We start from the raw sequence: 20,601 nt of genomic DNA on the forward strand, positions 1-20,601 counted from the left end.
GTCGCCACAGCGTACAGACCTGCGGCGGCACGTTTCGCCCGCGCCTCGTACGGTACCCCCGCGCGCACCGGCCGCGGCCGCCGGACGCGTGGGAAGTTCTTCTCCGAACTCGCGTCATGATCGGGGGACCGCCGCGTCTTCTTCCAGTGAGACGGACCACCGTCGCATCACATTCGGCGTCGATGCGACGGCCCTGGCTGCGACCCGAATACGGTCAGGAAGCCGCGTGCGCCTGTGGGGGCTCAGAGCACGCGGCGCCGGGGTGGTGCCGGCGAGGCGAATCCCGCCGGCACCGCCCCATCGTCCGTCGCCGGTCGGTGCTGACCTTCACGCAGTTACGCGTGCCCGGGTGCCTCGCGATCAGCGGATGCCGCGCGCGTGCGTCCGTCGCTGAGCACGAGCGCCAGCAGCACGAGGTTGACGGTCCAGCTCAGCGCCACAAGCGGAACGATCGTGTGCAGCGGGAACAGCACGAGCAGAACGAGCCCGCCCACGATGTGCACGGGCATCCACGGTCCGCCGGTGGCGCGGCGAAAGAACGCGTTCCCGAGCGCATACAAGGCCGTGCCGCCGCAGAGCAGCCCGGCGACCCACGCACCGCTCTCGGCGGTCGAATCGCCGAGGATGAGCGCGTCCGCGACGGCGGATGCGACGATGCCGAACACGAGCAGCACCGGAATGTAGGTGAACGCGGTCTGCGCGATCATGCCCCGGTCATTCGCCCTCGAGATGTATTCGCTCCCGCCGCGCTGGTTGTGCCGGAAATAGAGCAGGAACAGCAGCACCGTGCCGGCGAACGCGGCGAGGAACGCGTCGCCGCGCGCCCAGTCGATGCCGCCCTCGGCGAAGCTGACCCCCGTGTCGATGATCGACTCGCCGAGCGCGATGATGAGGAAGAGGCTGACGCGCTCCGACATGTGCTCGCCGGAGACGTTCCAGGTGGCGTTATCGGAGGAGCCGAGAGCCGGAACCCAGAAGTGCAGCCTCGGCCCCGCGTACTCGAGCACGAGCGCGACGATCCACACCCACAGCCGCGCATCCGACGGCACAAGTGCACCGGCGATCCAAAGGATGCCCACCCCGGCGTGCCAGCACGTGATGCGCACGAAGTTCATCGCGTGCGGCCTGCTGGTCGGGAAGAACGCGGCGATGGTGAAGACGCTTCGGGCGAGCCCGAACGCGGTGAGCGCGATGGCGAAGAGCAGCGCTCGGTCGCCGAAGGCATCCGGAATCGCGACGGCCACGAGCATGCCGAGCAGCATCATCACGAACAGCAGCGCCGCGACGGGCCACCGCTCGGGGTTGAGCCAGCTCATCGCCCAGGTCGTGTACACCCAGGCGAACCACACGACCATGGCGAGCATGACGGTGTGCAGAAGGGCGAGCGGATCCTGGTGCTCGATCAGGATGTGCGAGAGCTGCGTGACCGCGAACACGAACACGAGGTCGAAGAACAGCTCGACATACGTGACGCGGTGGGCGACGTCGCCCGTCGCCGGGCGTAACAGGCCAGGTGCGCTCGCTGTCATCGGCACCACTCTGGCATGCAGCGGCGCCGCCGTGCGGCAGCGACCCTCGCACGTGGATGCCCTCGCCGACGGATGCCTGCTACGCGACGATGACGCGCATCCCGGCATCCTTGAAGTCGTTCAGCTGCTTCGTGGTGATGCCGTCGTCGGTGATGAAGGTGTCGAACGCGCCAGGCTTGCCGACGGATGCGAACGCGCGGCGCCCGATCTTGCTCGAGTCGGCAACGAGCACGGCTCGTTCCGCACGATCGGCCATCAGCGCGTTGACGGCGGCCTCGTGCTCGTCGTGCACGGTGGGCCCGAGCGCCGGGTCGACGCCGTTCACGCCGATGAACGCGAAGTCCAGCGCGATCTGCCCGAGCACCGAGTCGGTGTATGGCCCGACGAGCTCGTACGACCTCGCCTGTACGACGCCGCCGGTCATCACCACCTTGATCTGCGGGCGCATGACGAGCTGCGCCGCGATGTTGATGGCGTTCGTGACCACCGTGAGCGTAGGCCGCGACGACGGCTCCGCCACATCGGGCCGCGCGGCGAGAGCGCTGGCGACGGCCGTGCTCGTCGTACCGCCGCAGAGGCCGACAACGGCGCCGCGGGGCACCAGCGAGCTCGCGGCCTGGGCGATCGCCTGCTTCTGCTCGGCGTGCTGCTCGCGCTTGTACCGCAGCGGAAGGTCGTAGGCGACGGACTGTCCGGTGGCGCCGCCCCTGGTGCGGCTGAGCAATTGCTGCGATGCGAGCGCGTCGAGGTCCCGGCGCGCGGTGGCGGGGGAGACGCCGAGGCGCTCCACGATATCGTCCACCTCGATCTGCCCGGTCTCGGCGAGCAGGTCGAGCACGGCGCGAAGGCGTGCGGTGCGGTTCACGACGTGGCTCCTTCGGCTGCGTCCGCCGACGCGGCGGGCTCTTCCGATGACGCGACGCTCTCTTCCGATGACGCGGCGCCGTCGGATGCTGTGCCGGCGCTCGCGAAGAGGCGGAGCATCCGCTCGGCTTCCGTGCTGAGCGCGGCGCGCCCCGCACTCACGTACTTGCGGGAGTCGACCACTGACGGATTCTCCGCGAGGTAATCGCGCACGGCCCGAGTGAAGAACCCGTTCAGGTGAGTGGAGACGTTGATCTTCGTCATGCCGGCGCGGATGGCGGCGACGATCACGGGGTCGGGCACGCCCGACGAACCGTGCAGCACGAGGGGCACGTCGAGCGTGGCGTGCAACCGTGCGATTAGGTCGAGATCGAGGGACGCCTCCCGTGCCGTCATCGCGTGGGAGGAGCCCACGGCCACGGCGAGGGCGTCCACGCCGGTCTCGGCCACGAACGAACGCGCCTCATCGGGATCGGTGCGCACGCCGGGCGCATGGGCGCCGTCTTTGCCGCCGACCTCGCCGAGCTCCGCCTCGACCATTACGCCGTTGTCGTGCGCGTACGCCACGATCCGGGCCGTGGCGTCGACGTTCTGCGTGTAGTCGCGTCGCGACGCATCGAACATGACCGATCCGAAACCGAGGTCGATAGCGCGGCGCGCGAGCTGCTCATCCTCTGCATGGTCGAGGTGCACAGCAACGGGCGCCGCCGAGTCGCGGGCGAGCGCAAGGCTCGCGACCGCGATGGGCTCCAGGCCGCCGTGGTAGCTGACGCAGTTCTCCGAGATCTGCAGGATGACGCCCAGCCCCGACCGCTCGGCGGCGGCGACCAGCGCCTCCGCCGTCTCCAGGTGGATCACGTTGAACGCGCCGATGCCGGTGCGGCGAGCAGCGGCATCCGCGATCAGGTTCGCCGTCGGGGTCAGCGCCATGTCTCTCCTTGGTCGGCTGTTTGCACGTCTTCGGTCGACTGGGCCGCCGCGAGCGCATCGCGCGCTGCCAGTGCGGAGCCGAACAGCCCGGCGTCGGCGCCGATGCTCGCCTTGATGAGCTGCGGCCGGCGATGGAACGTGAGGATGTCGTCCAGCCGCTCGCGAAGCGGCTGCAGCAGCTCTTCTCCCGCTTCGGACAGCCCTCCGCCGATCACGATCGCCTGGGGTGCGAGCAGGGCGACGACGTGCGAGAAGCCGAGCGCCAGGGCATCTAGTGCGGTGGCCCAGTCGGCTGCGGCGTTGGCGTCGCCCGCGCGCATGAGCTCGAGCACCTCTTTGGCCCCCGCGACCGCACGACCGGTGCGCAGAGTGTAGCGGCGCGCGATGGCGGCGGCGGAGGCGACGGCCTCGAGGCATCCGCGACCCCCGCACGCGCAGATCGGCCCCTCCGCCACGCGATCGTGACCGATCTCCCCGGCCAGGCCCCCTCCGGTGTACAGCCGGCCGTCGACGAAGACGGCGGCCGCGATGCCCGTTCCGATGGTCACGACGACGACGTCGTCGAAGCCGCGGGCCGCGCCCATGCGGTGCTCCGCCTCGCCCGCTCCGCGCACGTCGTGTCCGAAGCCGACGGGCATGCCGAGGGCAGCCTGCGCGCGTTCCCGGAAGGGGAACTCGTGCCAGCCGAGATTCTCGGCGAACACGCCGATGCCGCGCACGTCGTCGACGTGACCGGGAACGAGCAGTCCGGCCGCGGTGGGCCGCACGCCGGGATGCGCGCTCGTCAGCTCTTCCGCCAGCCTGGCGACCTCGTCGACGACGCGCTCGCCGGTGCGCACTCCGTCGAGCGGGGTCGGCACCCGCCTGCTCTGGAGCATCCGGCCCTGCTCGTCGAGCAGTGCCGCCTTCATGTCCGTGCCGCCCACGTCGAACGCGAGCACTGCGGCGCCCGGGCCTGCCGACGTGGGAGCGGTCATCGTGGATCCAGGATGACGGATCTCGTCAGGTGGCGCGGCTGGTCAGGGTCGAGTCCCTTGCGCCGTGCGCGCTCGAGCGCGACGCGGTGCAGCCGCACCAGGTCGGCCATCGCGTCGATGTCGCGATGCTCGAAGCGTGCACCCGTTGCCGCCGTGTCGGCCGCGATGCCTTCCGGGAGCTCACCGAACGCCCACGTCACCCGGCCGGGCGCCGCGATGGCGATCGGGCCGTGCCGGTACTCCTTGGCCAGGTACGACTCCGTCCACGACTGCGACGACTCGCGCAGCTTCAGCGCTGCCTCGTGGGCGATGCCCACGCTGAACTCGCTGCCCAGGAACGTGTACTGGCCGGCGTCGACGAGCTCGTCGTCGAGGGGCTCATCGAGCACAGCCCGAGCCTGGGCGATGACCGGCGTCAGGTCTTCTCTGACGGATGCCCGCAGCAAGGCGAGCGCACTCGTCGCGAACCGTGTCTGCACGACCGAGCGCTCGTCGGCGAAGGGCAGGGCGATCACGTCGTCGGCAAGATCGACGATCGGCGTGTTCGGGTCGCCGATGACCGCGACGGTGCGAGCGCGTGCGCCACGAGACCGTACATGCTGGAGCAGCTCGAGCACCTCGGTGGTCGTCCCCGACCTCGTGATCGCCACGATCGCGTCGTAGTCGCGCTCGATGAGAGCCTCGGATGCCGCGAAGGCGTCGGTCTCGCCGTGCCCGCTCCGCTCACGCGCGCTCGCGTACGACTGCGCCATGAACCACGAAGTGCCGCAGCCCACGACGGCGATGCGCTGGCCGTCGGAGGGAAGCAGCGCGCGTTCGGGGGCGAGCGAGACGGCGCGCTCCCAGGCATCTGGCTGCGACGTCAGCTCGGCTTCGAGGTCGGCGCCGGGCACTCGAGTGTTGTCATCGGTCATGCATTCAATGATCGTTCATGATCACAACCGGTGTCAAAAATGCAGTTGCAATCGCTCGTCATGCCACGATGACCCGAATGCCGGCTCCCTCGAACGCCGAACGCTGACGATCCGTGATGCCGTCGTCGGTGATGAGGATCTCGAACGATTCGAGCGATGCCACCGTGGCGAACGCGCGCCTGCCGACCTTGCTCGAGTCCGCGATGAGCACCGCGCGCCCGGCACGTCTGGCCATAAGCGCATTGATGGCGGCTTCGCGCTCGTCGTGCACCGTCGCGCCGAACGACGGATCGATGCCATTCACGCCGATGAAGGCGAAGTCCAAGGTGATCTGCCCGAGTACCTCGTCGCTGTAAGGGCCGACGAGCTCGTAGGAGCGCGGCTGTACGACGCCGCCGGTCACGACGGTCCGGATCTGCGGTCGCATCACAAGCTCGGCCGCGATGTTCACTGCATTGGTGACTACCGTCAGCCCATGCTTCGCCGATGGCTGTGCGATATCCGCTCGGGTTGCGAGCGCGCCGGCCACCGCGGTGCTTGTGGTCCCTCCGGTGAGACCCACGACCGATCCGACGGGCACCAGCCCGCTCGCCGCCCTTGCGATCGCCTGCTTCTGTTTGGCGTTCTGCTCTCGCTTGTACCGCAACGGAAGGTCGTAGGCGACCGACTGCGCCGTTGCACCGCCACGCGTGCGGGTGAGCAACTGCTCGGCGGCGAGCGCGTCGAGATCACGTCGCGCGGTCGCCGTCGAGACACCGAGGCGATCGACTATCTCGTCGATCTCGATGCTGCCGCTCTCGGCAAGCAGGTCGAGAACGGCCCGCAGACGCTCGGTGCGTTTCACAAGCATCCCATCCCCGGGTGGGCCCGGAATCCCGGCGCTTCTCACGCATCAGTGCGCCTGGCCGCCACGTTGTCATCGTACGGGCGAGGCTGCAGAACCACGGCGGGGCGCGTGTCCGTGCCGCATATCCCGGCCGAAGTTGAGCGATTATGAAACAAATCGGCAACAAAAGCGCAACTTCCGTCTTGCAGCGTCATGTTTATTGTGCTCAAATGACCCAGCACGATGCACGGCGAAGTGAATGGAGCGACGCATGTCGGTTGGTGACGGAATGAGGATCGGCGTCGTCGGTGCAGGGGCACGCTGCAAGTTGGCGCTGAACGCCATCGATCCGGCCGTCACGGCTTCCTCGGTACCGGCGCAGATCGTTGCGGTCGCCGACACCACGCCGCAGGGACGCGCTCGTGCCGCCGAGATCTTCGACGAGGCGGCGGTGGTCTCCGATGCCGGCGCTCTCATCGAGCAGGGGATCGACGCCGCATTCGTTACGACACCCGACTTCACACACGCCGAGATCGCCGCGCAGCTGCTGCGGGCCGGCGTTGCCGTCTACCTCGAGAAGCCGCTCGCCATCACGATAGATGGCGCAGACGACGTGCTGCAGGCCGCATACGAGTCCGGCTCCAAGCTCTACGTGGGCCACAACATGCGGCACATGCCGGTCGTTCGCCTCATGCGCAGCCTCATCGAGGACGACGCGATCGGCCAGGTCAAGGCCGTCTGGTGCAGGCACTTCGTGGGCAACGGTGGCGATTACTACTTCAAGGACTGGCACGCCGAGCGGTCCAAGACCACTGGTCTTCTGCTGCAGAAGGGCGCGCACGACATCGACGTCATCCACTGGCTTGCCGGCGGCTACAGCGTCGACGTCACAGGCATGGGCGACCTCGCGGTCTACGGCGATGTCACCGACCGTGCCGACAACTCCGGACGGGTCATGGGGGACTGGTTCTCCTATGACAACTGGCCGCCGGCCGCGCAGACCGAGCTCAACCCCGTCATCGACGTCGAAGACATCTCGATGGTCTCCATGCGGCTCGACAACGGCGTGCTGGCCAGCTATGAGCAGTGCCACTTCACCCCGGACTACTGGCGAAACTACTCGGTCATCGGAACCGAGGGGCGGCTGGAGAACTACGGCGACTCCGCAGGCGGGACTGTGCGCGTGTGGAACAGGCGCACGTCGTACAACGAATCCGGCGACCAGTCCTACCCGATACCGGAGGGCGAGGGCGGTCACAACGGAGCAGACGCGCTCACCGTCGCCGAGTTCGTCCGCTTCGTCGCCCACGGTGGCGCGACCGACACCTCACCCGTCGCGGCGCGCAACGCCGTGGCCACGGGTGTAGCGGCGACGGAGTCGCTCCGCGACGGATCCGTGCCGCGCCGCGTGCCCGGCCTGCAACCCGACCTTCTCGACTACTTCGCGGGCCACCAACAACGTCGAGGCGTCGCCTGACGCCCGTCCCCTCCACACCGAAGAAAGAGAAACGATCATGGACCGTCGTTCCTTCCTCTCCTTGGCGGCACTCGGAGGCGTCAGCCTCGGGCTGGGCGCCACCCTCGCGGGCTGCAGCTCGAGCCAAGGGGGAACAGGATCCCAGTCCGGTGCGTACAAGGCGCCGTCGAAAGACCTCAAGGCGACCATCAGCTACGCCATCTGGGACGTCAACCAACAGCCGGCGATGGAGAAGATCATCGCCGGCTTCAACAAGATCTATCCGAACATCAAGGTCAACATCCAACTCACGCCGTCGACGGGCGGCGCGTACTGGACCAAGATGACCACGCTCGCGCAGGGCAAGAACCTGCCGGACGTCTTCTGGATGAACGGCCCGCACATCCAGCTCTTCGCGCTGAACAACCAGTTGCTGCCGCTCGATGATCTGGTCACCGCCGGGGCGGTGAAGAAGACCAACTACCCCAAGGCGCTCGTCGACCTGTACACGGCGGGCGGCAAGTTCTGGGGCGTGCCGAAGGACTTCGACACGATCGGTCTGTACTACAATAAGGACCTGCTCGCCAAGGCGGGAGTGCCGGAGCCGACGTCATCGTGGACGTGGGACGACATCAAGACCAACGGCAAGAAGGTCTCCGACCATTTCAACAAGAGCGTCTTCGGCTTTGCGGGCGACCTGACCGGGGGCCAGACCTCCTGGTACAACACCATGCTTCAGGCGGGCGGATACATCATCTCGCCCGACCACAAGAAGTCCGGCTACGACCTGCCCGGCTCGATCAAGGGGCTGCAGTTCTGGGCCGACCTCATCGAGGCGGGCATCTCTCCCTCGATGCAGCAGTTGACGACCACGCTCGCGAACGACTGGTTCACCTCGGGCAAGCTCGCGATGGTGATGGATGGCGACTGGGAGACCGCGCCCTATCACCAGGCGTTCGGCGACAACCTCGGCGTCGTCGAGCTCTCCAAGGGGCCGAAGAGCAACCAGTGCGTCATCCACGGTCTCGGCAATGTCATCTCCGCGACGACCAAGCAACCGGATGCCGCACGCGCCTTCGTCGCATACCTCGGCACGAAGGATGCCGCTCTCGTACAGGCGGAAGCGGGCGTCGTCATCCCCGCGTTCAACGGCAGCCAGACCGTGTGGGCGAAGTCGATCCCGGGGCTCGAGCTGCAGCTCTTCCTCGATGAGGCGAAGGTCGCGTCGCCGTACCCGATCTCGAAGAACACCTCGGCGTGGAACCAGTTCGAGACGGACATCCTGCCGGCCGCATTCGCCGGGCAGACGCCGGTGGCGACGGCGGCGAAGCAGTTGGCAGACAAGATGAACGCGGCCCTCGCGAAGGAATGACGCGATGAGCACCTCAACCGCTGAGGTCACGGCGGAGGCGGCGAGGACCGGGTCGGCGAGATCGTCGGCCGGGCTCCGCCGGCTGCTGCCCGACGGGCCGTGGCCGTGGATCTTCATCGTGCCGACGCTCTTCGGCGTCGCCGTGTTCTACCTCTGGCCGATCGTCAAGACCTTCTACCTGAGCTTCACCACCGTGGGCGTCTTCGGAGGCTCGACGTTCACCGGCCTGGCGAACTATGCGCAGTTGTTCACGGATCCGCAGATCCCGCGCTCCATCCTCAACACGGCGATCTACACGGTGATCGTGCTGCTCGGCATCCCGATCGCGATCGGACTCGCCTCGCTCATCGAGCGGCCCGGGATGCGGTTCCGCACGCTCTACCGCACTCTCTACTTCATCCCCTACGTGACAATGCCGGCGGCGGTGGGAATCGTGTGGCGGCTGATCTTCAACGGCGACTTCGGCCCCATCAACTGGCTTCTCTCCCTGGTGGGCATCAAGGGCCCGTATTGGCTGGCTACGCCGGGTTTCGCACTCGTCGCCGTCGCGATCGTCGGTCTTTGGATGTCTCTGGGGTTCAACCTCATCATCATCAGTGCCGGCCTGCGGGAGATTCCGCAGGAGCTCTACGAGGCAGCCCAGGTGGACGGGGCCTCGCGGTTCCGGCAGTTCCGCAGTATCACGGTGCCGCTGCTCACCCCGAGCATCTTCTTCGTGATGATCATGACGGTGGTGAACGGCTTTCAGCTGTTCGACCTGCTGTACGTCATGCTCGGCAAGGCCAACCTCGCGATGCCGCAGACGCAGAGCATCGTCTACATCTTCTACAACGAGGCGTTCATCCAGAACAACCAGGGGTACGCCTGCGCCATCGGCATCCTGATCCTCGCGATCATCGCGGTGCTGACAGCTGTGCAGTTCCGGCTGCAGCGAAGGTGGGTCAACTATGTCTGAGAACCTCACGACGGTCGCTGTGGTCACCGGCGACTCGACGCGCCAGCGAGAGGTCATGAGAGGTCGCGGGCGCACGCAGTCGAACTGGGGCGCCCACACGGTGCTGCTGATCGGCGGCATCGTCATGGTCTCACCGCTGATCTATCAGGTGGTCATGTCGCTGTCGACGAGCCAGCAGGTCGAGAGCGCGCCGCCCACCTTCTGGCCCGGCGTGTTCCAATGGCACAACTACACTGACGTCTTCGCGCAGATGCCGTTCGGACAGGAGCTCTGGATCACGGTCGCGATCACGGGTGTCCGCCTCGTCGGCCAGCTCTTGCTGTGCTCGATCGCCGGGTACGCGTTCGCGCGCATGCGGTTCTCGGCCAAGGGGATCATCCTCGGCATCATCCTGTCGATCATCATGGTGCCGGCGCAGATCTACCTGATCCCGCAGTATCAGATCATCCAGGGCCTGGGTTGGCTCAACACCGTGATCGGCATCGCGGCGCCCGGCGTGTTCAGCGCGTTCGGCACGTTCCTGATGCGGCAGTTCTTCATGGGGCTGCCGCAGGAGCTGGAGGATGCCGCGCGCATCGACGGCGCGAGCTCGTTCCGCATCTTCTGGAACATCATGCTGCCGCTCGCGTCGAACGGGCTCTGGGCACTCGGGATCATCACGGTGCTGTGGTCGTGGAACGACCTGATGTGGCCGCTGATCGTCACCTCGAGCGCCGGGACCGCACCGCTGAGCGTCGGACTCGCGAACCTGCAGGGGGTTCACACGAACAACTACCCGGTGCTGATGGCGGCGAGCCTCATGGCGATGCTGCCGATCCTCATCCTGTTCGTCGTGCTGCAGAAGCGAGTGGTGGCGGGCATCGGCCGCAGCGGGCTGAAGTGATGACAGCGGAGACGACGGGGCGCCCGCACGAGTGGAGCTTCGTGCTGTGCGACTCGCTCGAGAAGGTGTACCCGGATGCCGCGCCGCGGCAGTGGTCGCGCGAGTTGCCGTTGAGCGTCGCTCTGGGCGAGACCGCCTCGTTCCAGCTGGCATACCGGCCCCCGATGAGCCCGGCCTTCCGTGATCCCTCTCCGCTGCACCTGACCGTCGAGGGACCATCGGCCGACCTCGTGACCGTCCATCGCGTCGAGCTCGTGCCCTGTGTGCTGCCCGCATTCCCCGGACACGACAGCGGGTACGATCGCGACGCGCCCGGACTCTTTCCCGACCTGCTCACACCGCTCGACGACGGCAACCTGTGGCCGATGTTCGGCAGTTGGCGTGCCGTGTGGTTCGACATGACCTCCGACGATGAGGCGAGGACGGGCATCCATACGGTCGCCGTCGTGGTACGCGACGGCGCGGGCAGGGAGCTGTACCGCGACGACGTCACCGTTGCGGTCCTGCCGCTCCGGCTGCCCGAGCTCGACATCGTGAACAGCCACTGGCTGCACGCGGATGCGATCGCCGACCATTACCGCGTTCCGGTCTTCAGCGAGGAGCACTGGGAGCTGCTCGAGCGTTTCGTCGCATCCGCGTCGGGTATGGGCGTCAATTCGTTGCTCGCACCGGTGTGGGCCCCTCCGCTCGATACCGGGATCGGCCACTATCGCACTCCGGTTCAGCTGGTCGACGTGGAGGACACCGGCGACGGCACGTTCCGTTTCGGCTTCGAGCGGCTCGCGAGGTGGCTCGACCTCTGCCGGCGCCACGGCATCCGCGGCGTCGAGGTGGCTCATCTGTTCACCCAGTGGGGCGCGGCGTTCACGCCGGCCGTCTACGCACGCCGCGACGGCGAGACCGTACGGCTGTTCGGATGGGATGTCGCGGCGACCGATCCGAGGTACCGGACGTTCCTCGAGCAGCTTCTTCCACAGCTTCTGGAGGTGCTCGACGAACACGCCGATATCGACAGGGTCGTCTTCCACATCTCAGACGAGCCGCACGGCGACGAGCAGCTGGCGAACTATCTCGCCGCGAAGGACGTCGTCGCCGACCTGCTCGTGGGACGCCGCATTGTCGACGCGCTGAGCGACTTCGCGTACTACGAGAGCGGTGCTGTCCCCGTTCCGGTCGTCGCGACCGACGCGATCACGCCTTTCCTCGACAATCGTCCGGACGAGCTGTGGGCGTACTACTGCGTCTCGCAGGATCGCGACGTGGCGAACCGGTTCTTCGCGCTGCCCTCCGCCAGGAACCGCGTGATCGGGCACCAGCTGTTCCGGTTCGGAATCCAGGGCTTCCTGCACTGGGGATTCAACTTCTATTACTCCTGGCACTCGCTGCGGCTCATCGACCCGTTCCGGGACACGACGGCAGGCGGCGCCTTCCCGGGCGGAGACCCTTTTGTCGTGTATCCGGGCGAGCACGGGCATCCGTTGCCCTCGATCAGGTACCGGGTCTTCGCACAGGCCATGGCCGATCATCGGGCCATGCAAGCCCTGCGCGAGCGCGACGGGGTCGAAGCGGTGACGGAGCTCATCGACCCGGATGGCACGCTGCGCTTCGACCGCTTTCCCGCGGATCCCGTGCATTATCTGAGCGTGCGCGAGGCGATCAACGCACGGCTCGTGCGTGACTGACCCGATCTCACGCTCGGGCATCCGACGATGAGATAGACCAGAGGATGTTTGTGCGACGTTCCGCACGTGTGCGAAGGAGGACGACGGCGTGAAGGCGCTCTACAAGGCCCAGGCCGGCCCGGGACTCGAACTGGTGGACCGGCCGGAGCCGGTGCCGGCGGAGGATGAGGTGAAGATCCGCGTGCTGCGCACCGGCATCTGCGGCACGGATCTGCACATCCGGCGTTGGGATGACTGGGCGGCGTCAGCGGTGGCGGCTCCGCTCATCCCGGGTCACGAGTTCTTCGGTGAGGTGGTCGAGGTGGGGCCGCTCGTGCACGAGGTGCAGGTCGGCGACCTGGTGTCGGGCGAGGGGCACATCGTGTGCGGCATGTGCCGCAACTGCCGTGCGGGGCGCAGGCAGATGTGCATCCGTACCAAGGGCCTCGGCGTGCAGCGCGATGGAGCGTTCGCCGAGTACCTCACCCTTCCAGGCACGAACGTGTGGGTGCATCACGAGTCGATCGATCCGGATGTCGGCGCCATCTTCGATCCGCTGGGCAACGCCGTGCATACGGCGCTGGCGTTCCCGCTGGTCGGTGAGGATGTGCTCGTGACCGGTTGCGGGCCGATCGGGCTGATGGCGGTCGCGATCGCCCGTCATGTGGGTGCTCGGTTCATCGTCGCCACCGATATCAGTCCGGACCGGCTGGCGATGGCGACCCGGATGGGTGCGGATCTCGCGGTCGACGTGTCGAAGAACACGATCCGCAGCGCGCAGGAGGCCCTCCGCATGCGCGAGGGATTCGACGTCGGCTTCGAGATGAGCGGTGCACCGAGCGCGCTGCCGCAGATGATCGAGAACATGAACCACGGCGGCCGCATCGCCATGCTGGGTCTGCCGACCGGCGCCATCGCCATCGACTGGGGCATCGTGGTGACGCACATGCTCACGCTCAAGGGAATCTACGGGCGTGAGATGTTCGAGACCTGGAACGCGATGGGCGCCATGCTGCAGACCAGTTCGGTGCTGCGCGAGGCGATCGGCTCGATCATCTCGGAGCGGATGCCCGCCACCGAGTGGGAGCGCGGGTTCGAGGCCGCGGCATCCGCCCACGGTGGCAAGGTCATCCTGGACTGGACGCAGCTGTAAGAACGGGTGACGGAAGGAGAGCGGAGCACATGTATGGAGCGATCAAGGAGCACCTGGCTAGCGAGCTCGCGGAGATCGAGGCGGCAGGCCTGACGAAGCGGGAGCGAGGCATCCGCGGTCCGCAGAGTGCCGAGATCGATGCGGACGGCCAGGAGGTGCTCAACTTCTGCGCCAACAACTACCTCGGTCTCGCCGACAGCACCGTGCTGGTGGATGCCGCCACCGAGGCCCTGCAGGAATGGGGCTACGGGCTGGCGAGCGTGCGGTTCATCTGCGGCACCCAGGAGCAGCACCTCCGGCTGGAGCGGCGAGTGTCGGAGTTCCTCGGCACGGAGGCGACGATCCTGTACTCGTCGTGCTTCGACGCGAACGGCGGCCTGTTCGAGGTGCTGCTGGGCGCCGAAGACGTGATCATCTCCGACGAGTTGAACCACGCGTCGATCATCGACGGCATCCGGCTGTGCAAGGCGAGGCGACTGCGTTACCGCAACCGGGATCTCGCCGACCTCGAGGAGCAGCTGAAGGCGTCGCAGGATGCCCGGTTCCGCGCCATCGTCACCGACGGAGTGTTCTCGATGGACGGCTACATCGCCCCGCTCGAAGGCATCTGCGACCTCGCCGAGAAGTACGACTCTCTTGTCATCGTCGACGACTCCCACGCGGTCGGCTTCGTCGGCGAACACGGCCGCGGCACACCCGAGCTCTGCGGCGTCGAGGACCGTGTGGACGTGCGTACCGGAACGTTCGGCAAGGCGCTCGGCGGAGCATCCGGCGGCTATGTCTCCGCCCGCAAGGAGATCGTCGACCTGCTGCGCCAGCGCTCCCGGCCGTACCTGTTCTCCAACTCGCTGGCGCCCGCGATCGTCGCCGGAACCCTCGCCGCGCTCGACCTCATCGAGAACTCCGACGCCGCCCGCGTGCGACTGACCGAGAACGCGCAGCTGTTCCGTTCGCTGATGACCGAAGCGGGGTTCGAGCTGCTGCCCGGCGAGCATCCGATCGTGCCCGTCATGTTCGGCGATGCCGCACTCACCGCACGCATCGCCGACGAGATGCAACGCCACGGCGTGTACGTCACCGCGTTCAGCTACCCGGTCGTGCCCGTCGGCAAGGCGCGCATCCGCGTGCAGCTCTCCGCCGCGCACACGCCCGATCAGGTGCGGCGATGCGTCGCCGCGTTCGTCGCCGCACGCGACGCCGCGTAGCCCCAGCGCCACGGTATGCTGGAAACGTCGCAACTGGCGTATCGACGTGGGCCGGGCATCCGGCATCCGTCGCGGATGGTTCACCATCGGGGAGCGACTCCTGACCTTGCGAGATTCGAAGGCGGATTCGGCCGCGCGCCTGGGCCGACGCGATGACACGTGATGACGTCCGCCTCACGAAAGGCAAGGAGCCCCGCATGACCGTTTCGCCCACCTTCAACGCGCCGCTGGCCGAGGTCGACCCCGAGATCGCCGAGGTGCTGAACCTCGAGCTCGGTCGCCAGCGCGACTACCTCGAGATGATCGCGAGCGAGAACTTCGTGCCGCGCGCGGTGCTCGAATCGCAGGGCTCGGTGCTCACGAACAAGTACGCGGAGGGCTACCCGGGCCGTCGCTACTACGGCGGATGCGAGTTCGTCGACATCGCCGAGAACCTCGCCATCGAGCGTGCCAAGTCGCTGTTCGGTGCCGAGTACGCGAACGTGCAGCCGCACTCCGGGGCATCAGCCAACGCCGCCGTGCTGAGCGCGATCGCGCAGCCGGGCGACACGATCCTCGGACTCGAGCTCGCTCACGGCGGCCACCTCACACACGGCATGCGGCTCAACTTCTCCGGCAAGCTCTACAACGTCGCCTCGTACGGCGTGGACCCGCAGACGTTCCGCGTCGACATGGACGTGGTGCGGGAGAAGGCGCTCGAACACAAGCCCAAGGTCATCATCGCCGGATGGTCCGCGTATCCGCGGCACCTCGACTTCGCCGCGTTCCGCGAGATCGCCGACGAGGTGGGTGCGACGCTCTGGGTCGACATGGCGCACTTCGCCGGCCTCGTCGCCGCGGGCATCCACCCGTCTCCCGTGCCGTACGCGCACGTCACCAGCTCGACCGTGCACAAGACGATCGGCGGCCCGCGCTCCGGCTTCATCCTGAGCAACGACGCCGACATCGCCAAGAAGCTCAACTCGAACGTGTTCCCCGGCCAGCAGGGCGGCCCGCTCATGCACGTGATCGCCGCGAAGGCCACGGCGTTCAAGCTCGCGGCGACCGACGAGTTCCGCGACCGCCAGGAGCGCACGGTACGTGGCGCGCAGATCCTCGCTGAGCGCCTGACAGCGGCGGATGCCAAGGAGGCGGGTGTCGACGTGCTCACCGGCGGCACCGACGTGCACCTCGTGCTCGTCGACCTGCGCACGTCCGAGTTCACCGGCAAGGAGGCGGAGGACCGCCTGCACGAGGTCGGCATCACCGTGAACAAGAACGCCGTGCCGTTCGACCCGCGCCCGCCGATGGTGACCTCCGGCCTGCGCATCGGCACGCCTGCGCTCGCAACCCGCGGATTCGGCGACGCCGAGTTCACCGACGTGGCCGACGTGATCGCGCTGGCGTTGAAGCAGGACGCCGACATCCCGGCGCTTCGTGCCCGCGTGCGGAAGCTGACGGATGCCTTCCCGCTCTACCCGGGACTCGGCCCGTCCGGATTCCCGGTCGAGCAGGTCGAACTCGCGTCCTCGATCGAGGGCTGAGGCTTGCGCGCTGGAGCTAGGAGCGAAGGTCCGGTGGACCTCCGCCGCGACGCCAGCGCCGAGCGAGCTGCGCTCGCTCGGACGGCAGAGGAGACATCAAGGTGACTGCAACACGTCTCGATGGCAAGGCCACCGCCGCCGCCATCAAGCAGGAACTCGCCGAACGCGTCGCCGCGCTGAAGGAGCGGGGCATCGTCCCCGGCATCGCCACCGTTCTCGTCGGTGCCGACCCAGGGTCGCAGCTCTACGTCGGCATGAAGCACCGCCAGTCGCAGGCGATCGGCATGAACTCGATCCAGATCGAGCTCCCCGCGGATGCCACGCAGGAGGATGTCGAAGCAGCCGTCGACCGCCTGAATGCGGATCCGGCGTGCCACGGCTACATCGTGCAACTGCCGCTGCCGAAACACCTCGACACCGACGCCATCCTCGAGCGCATCGATCCAGCGAAGGATGCCGATGGCCTGCACCCGACCAACCTCGGCCGGCTCGTGCTCAACGTGAACGCGCCCATTGAGACGCCCCTGCCTTGCACGCCGCGCGCCGTGATCGAGCTGCTGCTGCGCAACGACTACGACCTCAAGGGGAAACACGTCGTCGTCGTCGGGCGCGGCGTGACGATCGGACGCTCGATCGGCCTGCTGCTCACCCGGCGGGCGATCAACGCGACCGTGACGCTCACGCACACGGGTACCCGTGACTTGCCGTTCTACCTGCGGCAGGCCGATGTGATCGTGGCGGCAGCGGGAGTGAAGCACCTCGTGCGCCCCGAAGACGTCAAGCCCGGCGCGGCCGTGCTCGACGTCGGGGTGACCCGCGAGGACGACCCCGAGACCGGCAAGTCGAAGGTGTACGGTGACGTGGCGCCGGGGGTGGAAGATGTCGCGGGCTGGCTCTCGCCGAACCCCGGTGGGGTCGGGCCGATGACCGTCGCCCTGCTCATGACGAACGTGGTGGAGGCCGCGGAGCGCGCATAGGCATCCCCGCGATCTGGGGGTGTTCGGCGGATTTTGCCGACGATTACGCTGTGCCTGAAGTGCCGCCGCCATGTGCGCTGACGGCGGCGCGCTCAAGGGGGCATCGTGCAAGCGTTCATGACGGCTGCGATCACGCTGATCTTCAGCAACATGCCAGTCACACTGTTCATCGTCGGCTTGATCACCGCGGGAATCATCTCGCTGGCCTCACGACACCGGCACGAGCCGGGTTTCGTGAGCGGAGCGTTCCTCGATCAGTTCCTGCTGCTGTCCGTCGGCGTGGCCTACGCCTACAACTTCCTTATGCACAGCGTCTTCGGCGATTTCACGGCGAAGGTGATCGGCTGGGCGCAAAGCCCGTTCCAACTCGAGGTAGCGTTCGCGAGCCTCGGCTTCGCGGTGGTCGGCTTCATAGCGTTCTCGCGGCGGCGCAGTCTGCTCGTGAAGTTCGTGGCGCTGGTCGGTCCTGCGGTATTCCTCTGGGGTGCGGCCGCCGGACACATCTACCAGATCGCGACCACCGGGAACACGGCCGAAGGAAACGCGGGCTCGATTCTGTACACCGACATCCTTCTGCCGCTCATCGGCTTCGGACTGCTCTGGTGGCACGGCGCGGCCGCCCGACGGAGCAAGGCTGCTGCTACCCGCGCCGATGTGTGGACCGAGGCGACCGACTGATCAGCCGGCGTCGGGGCTGGCCGCCTCATCGGATGTCAGCAGGATCACGTTGCCGTCCGGGTCGTCGACCATCGCGGCGTAGGGTCCCGCGGTCTTGGTGGGCGGCATCCGGCCGTGGTAGCCGGCGCCGGTGAGCTCGGCCCACACACTGTCGACCAGCGCGTCCTCGCCGACGTAGAACTCGAGGAGCTGCTGGTAGCCGCCCGACGGACGTTCGAAGTTCGGATCGTGGACCGAGGCGAAGCTGGTCGTGAGGAGCAGGCTCACCCCGCTCGGCATGCGGTGGATGACGATGGGCCGATCGCCAGCGGGATCCGGGATCTCGAGACCGAGGCGGCGGTAGAACGCGATCGAGGCATCCAGGTCGCGCACCTCGAGCACGACCATGGCGAGCTGTATCTGCATGCTGCGATCGTGCCGCATGCCGCCGACACTCCTCGACGGAAGTGTCAGCGGAAGCAGCGGTGGCGCGAGCGAGCCGGCCGAGCGGGCGCTACCGCTGGTGACGTGCCTGCGCTAGATTCCAGGCCATGACCGCCCTCGACGACCGCGCCCACGGATCCGACCCCGGCGCGTCCGGCCCCGATGCGCCTCGCCCGAGTGCGATGTCGATCGAGCTGAACGCGCTGAACTCCATCGACGAGGCGGAGCGCCGTGGCCGTCCGCACGGCCTGTTCTGGCCGTGGTTCGCGGCCAACGTGTCGGTGCTGGGTGTGAGCTACGGCTCGTTCCTGCTCGGCTTCGGCATCTCGTTCTGGCAGGCGACGGTCGTGGGCATCCTCGGAATCGTCGTCTCGTTCCTGTTCTGCGGATTCATCTCCCTCGCAGGCAAGCGCGGCTCGGCCCCGACCCTGACGCTGAGTCGTGCAGCGTTCGGCGTGCACGGCAACAAGGTGCCGTCGATCATCTCGTGGCTGCTCACCGTTGGCTGGGAGACGGTGCTCGTGGCGCTCGCCGTTCTGGCCACCACGACGGTCTTCAAGGAGCTCGGCGGCGCCGGCGGTGCGGCCACCGAGGTGATCACGCTGATCGTCGTCGTGGTGCTCGTCATCGGTGGCGGCGTCTTCGGCTTTCACGTGATCATGCGCCTGCAGGTGATCATCACCATCGCGACCGCCGTGCTGACCATCGTCTACATCGTCTTGGTGGCCGGTCACATCGACTTCACGAAGCTCGCCGAACTGCCCTCTGGCGATCTGCCCAAGCTCATCGGCGGATTCGTGTTCATGATGACCGGATTCGGGCTCGGCTGGGTGCAGGCCGCCGCCGACTACTCGCGCTACCTGCCGCGCACATCCTCGTCCGGCGGGGTCGTGGGGTGGACCACGTTCGGCGCGTCGCTTGCGCCGGTCATCCTGCTCGTCTTCGGTCTCATGCTCGCGGGATCGTCGCAGAAGCTGTCGGCGGCCATCGGAGCGGATCCCATCGGCGCACTGACCACGATCCTGCCGGCGTGGTTCCTCATTCCGTTCGCGATCGTCGCTGTGCTCGGCCTCATCGGCGGTGCCGTTCTCGACATCTACTCGTCAGGAATCGCCTTGCTCAGTGCAGGGCTGCGCATCCCGCGCCCTGCTGCCGCTCTCATCGACGGCATCATCATGATCGCCGGCGCGGTGTACATCGTGTTCTTCGCGCCGAGCTTCATCGGCCCGTTCCAGGGATTCCTCATCACGCTCGGGGTGCCGATCGCGGCCTGGTGCGGTGTCTTCCTCGCCGACCTCACCCTGCGCCGACGCAATTATTCGGGCCGCGACCTCTTCGACTCCCGTGGCCGCTATGGAAGCTGGAACTGGCTAGCCATCGCCCTGCTCGTCATCGGCACGGCGCTCGGGTGGGGCCTGGTCATCAATCCCTACGGCCTGAGCTGGCTGAACTGGCAGGGCTACCTGCTCGGCCCGTTCGGCCTCGGCGGCACCAAGGGCATCTGGGGCGGTGCGAACCTCGGCGTACTGGTCGCGCTCGTGGTCGGGTACCTCGGCGTCATCCTGTTCGGTCGCGGCCGTGTTCGCCGCCAGGAGGCGCTGCCGGAGGAGCATGCTGCGCTCGTCGATCCGACGGGAGGGCTGCACGCCGAGGCAGGCGAATGAGTGGAACGCGGGGCGCGGGCACTGGCTCCGGTCTGGATGCCGAACCCTGGCTCGTCGTCATCGACATGCAGCACGTCTTCGGCGACCCGGCGAGCGGCTGGTTCACGCCCCGCTTCGAGGAGGCGAGGGCGGGCATCCGGCGACTGCTGCCTGCATTCGGGGACCGCGTCGTTCACACGCGATTCGTCGCACCGGAGCATCCGGAGGGCGCCTGGAGCGCGTACTACGAGGTGTGGCCGTGGGCTCTCGTGCCAGACGACGACCCGCTGTACCGGTTGGTCGACGAGCCGGAATCCTCACACGCAATCGTGACGGAGACCACGTTCGGCAAGTGGGGCCCTCGACTCGATGCAGCCAGCGGAGGAAGCCGCGAGCTCGTGCTGGCCGGAGTCTCCACCGACTGCTGCGTGATCTCGACGGCATTGCCTGCGGCCGACGCCGGTGTGCACGTCAGGATCGCAGCGGATGCCTGTGCGGGCGCCACCGACTCCGACCACCGTCGCGCGCTTGACGCGATGACCCTCTACGCGCCGCTCATCGACGTGACAGACGTCGACGCGGTGCTCGCGGCGATGCGCTGAGGAGCTTCGCGCCTGTCGGTACCCTGGACC

The 20,601-nt window shown here is 67.4% G+C and carries 19 protein-coding genes and 1 riboswitch; of the genes, 12 read left to right on the forward strand and 7 right to left on the reverse strand.

Features of this window, described 5'->3' with window-relative positions; translation table 11 throughout:
- Nucleotides 1–335: 335 nt before the first annotated feature.
- The 6 genes from ACYVI5_RS01910 to ACYVI5_RS01935 form a co-directional block, all read right to left on the reverse strand.
- Nucleotides 336–1,529, reverse strand: coding sequence for a low temperature requirement protein A (locus ACYVI5_RS01910; protein ID WP_460578756.1), 1,194 nt, complete (start codon nt 1,527–1,529; stop codon nt 336–338).
- A gap of 79 nt (nt 1,530–1,608) precedes the next feature.
- Nucleotides 1,609–2,394 (reverse strand): DeoR/GlpR family DNA-binding transcription regulator, encoded by a 786-nt coding sequence (locus ACYVI5_RS01915; protein ID WP_460578757.1) that lies wholly within the window; start codon nt 2,392–2,394, stop codon nt 1,609–1,611.
- A complete protein-coding gene (locus tag ACYVI5_RS01920) occupies nt 2,391–3,323 on the reverse strand; it encodes a class II fructose-bisphosphate aldolase (protein WP_460578758.1) in 933 nt (310 codons plus the stop codon). Before ACYVI5_RS01920 ends, ACYVI5_RS01915 begins: the two co-directional genes overlap by 4 nt.
- Nucleotides 3,314–4,300, reverse strand: coding sequence for an ROK family protein (locus ACYVI5_RS01925; RefSeq protein ID WP_460578759.1), 987 nt, complete (start codon nt 4,298–4,300; stop codon nt 3,314–3,316). The genes ACYVI5_RS01920 and ACYVI5_RS01925 overlap by 10 nt, the downstream gene beginning before the upstream one ends.
- Entirely contained in the window at nt 4,297–5,214 is a 918-nt protein-coding gene (locus ACYVI5_RS01930; RefSeq protein ID WP_460578760.1) for an SIS domain-containing protein, read from the reverse strand. The genes ACYVI5_RS01925 and ACYVI5_RS01930 overlap by 4 nt, the downstream gene beginning before the upstream one ends.
- A gap of 58 nt (nt 5,215–5,272) precedes the next feature.
- Entirely contained in the window at nt 5,273–6,058 is a 786-nt protein-coding gene (locus ACYVI5_RS01935) for a DeoR/GlpR family DNA-binding transcription regulator (RefSeq protein WP_460578829.1), read from the reverse strand.
- Between the two features lie 253 nt (nt 6,059–6,311).
- Between ACYVI5_RS01935 and ACYVI5_RS01940 the strand changes: the two genes are divergently transcribed.
- From ACYVI5_RS01940 to ACYVI5_RS01985, 10 genes are all read left to right on the forward strand, one after another.
- Nucleotides 6,312–7,517, forward strand: coding sequence for a Gfo/Idh/MocA family protein (locus ACYVI5_RS01940; RefSeq protein ID WP_460578761.1), 1,206 nt, complete (start codon nt 6,312–6,314; stop codon nt 7,515–7,517).
- A gap of 37 nt (nt 7,518–7,554) precedes the next feature.
- Complete coding sequence (locus ACYVI5_RS01945; RefSeq protein ID WP_460578762.1) at nt 7,555–8,868, forward strand: ABC transporter substrate-binding protein; 1,314 nt, start codon at nt 7,555–7,557, stop codon at nt 8,866–8,868.
- Between the two features lie 4 nt (nt 8,869–8,872).
- Nucleotides 8,873–9,823, forward strand: a complete 951-nt coding sequence (locus tag ACYVI5_RS01950) for a carbohydrate ABC transporter permease (RefSeq protein ID WP_460578763.1) — start codon at nt 8,873–8,875, stop codon at nt 9,821–9,823.
- Nucleotides 9,816–10,706 (forward strand): carbohydrate ABC transporter permease, encoded by an 891-nt coding sequence (locus ACYVI5_RS01955; RefSeq protein ID WP_460578764.1) that lies wholly within the window; start codon nt 9,816–9,818, stop codon nt 10,704–10,706. The genes ACYVI5_RS01950 and ACYVI5_RS01955 overlap by 8 nt, the downstream gene beginning before the upstream one ends.
- On the forward strand, nt 10,706–12,388 hold the full coding sequence (locus tag ACYVI5_RS01960; RefSeq protein WP_460578765.1) for a DUF4091 domain-containing protein: 1,683 nt from the start codon (nt 10,706–10,708) through the stop codon (nt 12,386–12,388). Before ACYVI5_RS01955 ends, ACYVI5_RS01960 begins: the two co-directional genes overlap by 1 nt.
- 88 nt (nt 12,389–12,476) lie before the next feature.
- Nucleotides 12,477–13,520 (forward strand): L-threonine 3-dehydrogenase, encoded by a 1,044-nt coding sequence (gene tdh / locus ACYVI5_RS01965; protein ID WP_460578766.1) that lies wholly within the window; start codon nt 12,477–12,479, stop codon nt 13,518–13,520.
- Between the two features lie 29 nt (nt 13,521–13,549).
- Nucleotides 13,550–14,725, forward strand: coding sequence for a PLP-dependent aspartate aminotransferase family protein (locus tag ACYVI5_RS01970; protein ID WP_460578767.1), 1,176 nt, complete (start codon nt 13,550–13,552; stop codon nt 14,723–14,725).
- Nucleotides 14,726–14,744: 19 nt separating this feature from the next.
- Nucleotides 14,745–14,877, forward strand: a riboswitch (ZMP/ZTP riboswitch).
- 45 nt (nt 14,878–14,922) lie between these two features.
- On the forward strand, nt 14,923–16,248 hold the full coding sequence (gene glyA / locus ACYVI5_RS01975; RefSeq protein WP_460578768.1) for a serine hydroxymethyltransferase: 1,326 nt from the start codon (nt 14,923–14,925) through the stop codon (nt 16,246–16,248).
- Nucleotides 16,249–16,349: 101 nt separating this feature from the next.
- Nucleotides 16,350–17,225 carry a bifunctional methylenetetrahydrofolate dehydrogenase/methenyltetrahydrofolate cyclohydrolase gene (locus ACYVI5_RS01980; RefSeq protein WP_460532132.1) on the forward strand — a complete coding sequence of 292 codons (876 nt, stop codon included), beginning with the start codon at nt 16,350–16,352 and terminating at the stop codon, nt 17,223–17,225.
- Nucleotides 17,226–17,330: 105 nt separating this feature from the next.
- Nucleotides 17,331–17,903, forward strand: coding sequence for a DUF6790 family protein (locus tag ACYVI5_RS01985; RefSeq protein WP_460578769.1), 573 nt, complete (start codon nt 17,331–17,333; stop codon nt 17,901–17,903).
- On the opposite strand, the gene ACYVI5_RS01990 is transcribed toward ACYVI5_RS01985, so the two are convergent.
- Complete coding sequence (locus ACYVI5_RS01990; protein ID WP_460578770.1) at nt 17,904–18,308, reverse strand: VOC family protein; 405 nt, start codon at nt 18,306–18,308, stop codon at nt 17,904–17,906.
- A gap of 125 nt (nt 18,309–18,433) precedes the next feature.
- Here ACYVI5_RS01990 and ACYVI5_RS01995 point away from each other — a divergent pair, with 125 nt between their 5' ends.
- Nucleotides 18,434–19,990, forward strand: coding sequence for a purine-cytosine permease family protein (locus ACYVI5_RS01995; protein WP_460578771.1), 1,557 nt, complete (start codon nt 18,434–18,436; stop codon nt 19,988–19,990).
- Nucleotides 19,987–20,571 (forward strand): cysteine hydrolase family protein, encoded by a 585-nt coding sequence (locus tag ACYVI5_RS02000; protein WP_460578772.1) that lies wholly within the window; start codon nt 19,987–19,989, stop codon nt 20,569–20,571. The genes ACYVI5_RS01995 and ACYVI5_RS02000 overlap by 4 nt, the downstream gene beginning before the upstream one ends.
- Nucleotides 20,572–20,601 lie beyond the last annotated feature (30 nt).

This window comes from Humibacter ginsengisoli, assembly GCF_054780095.1.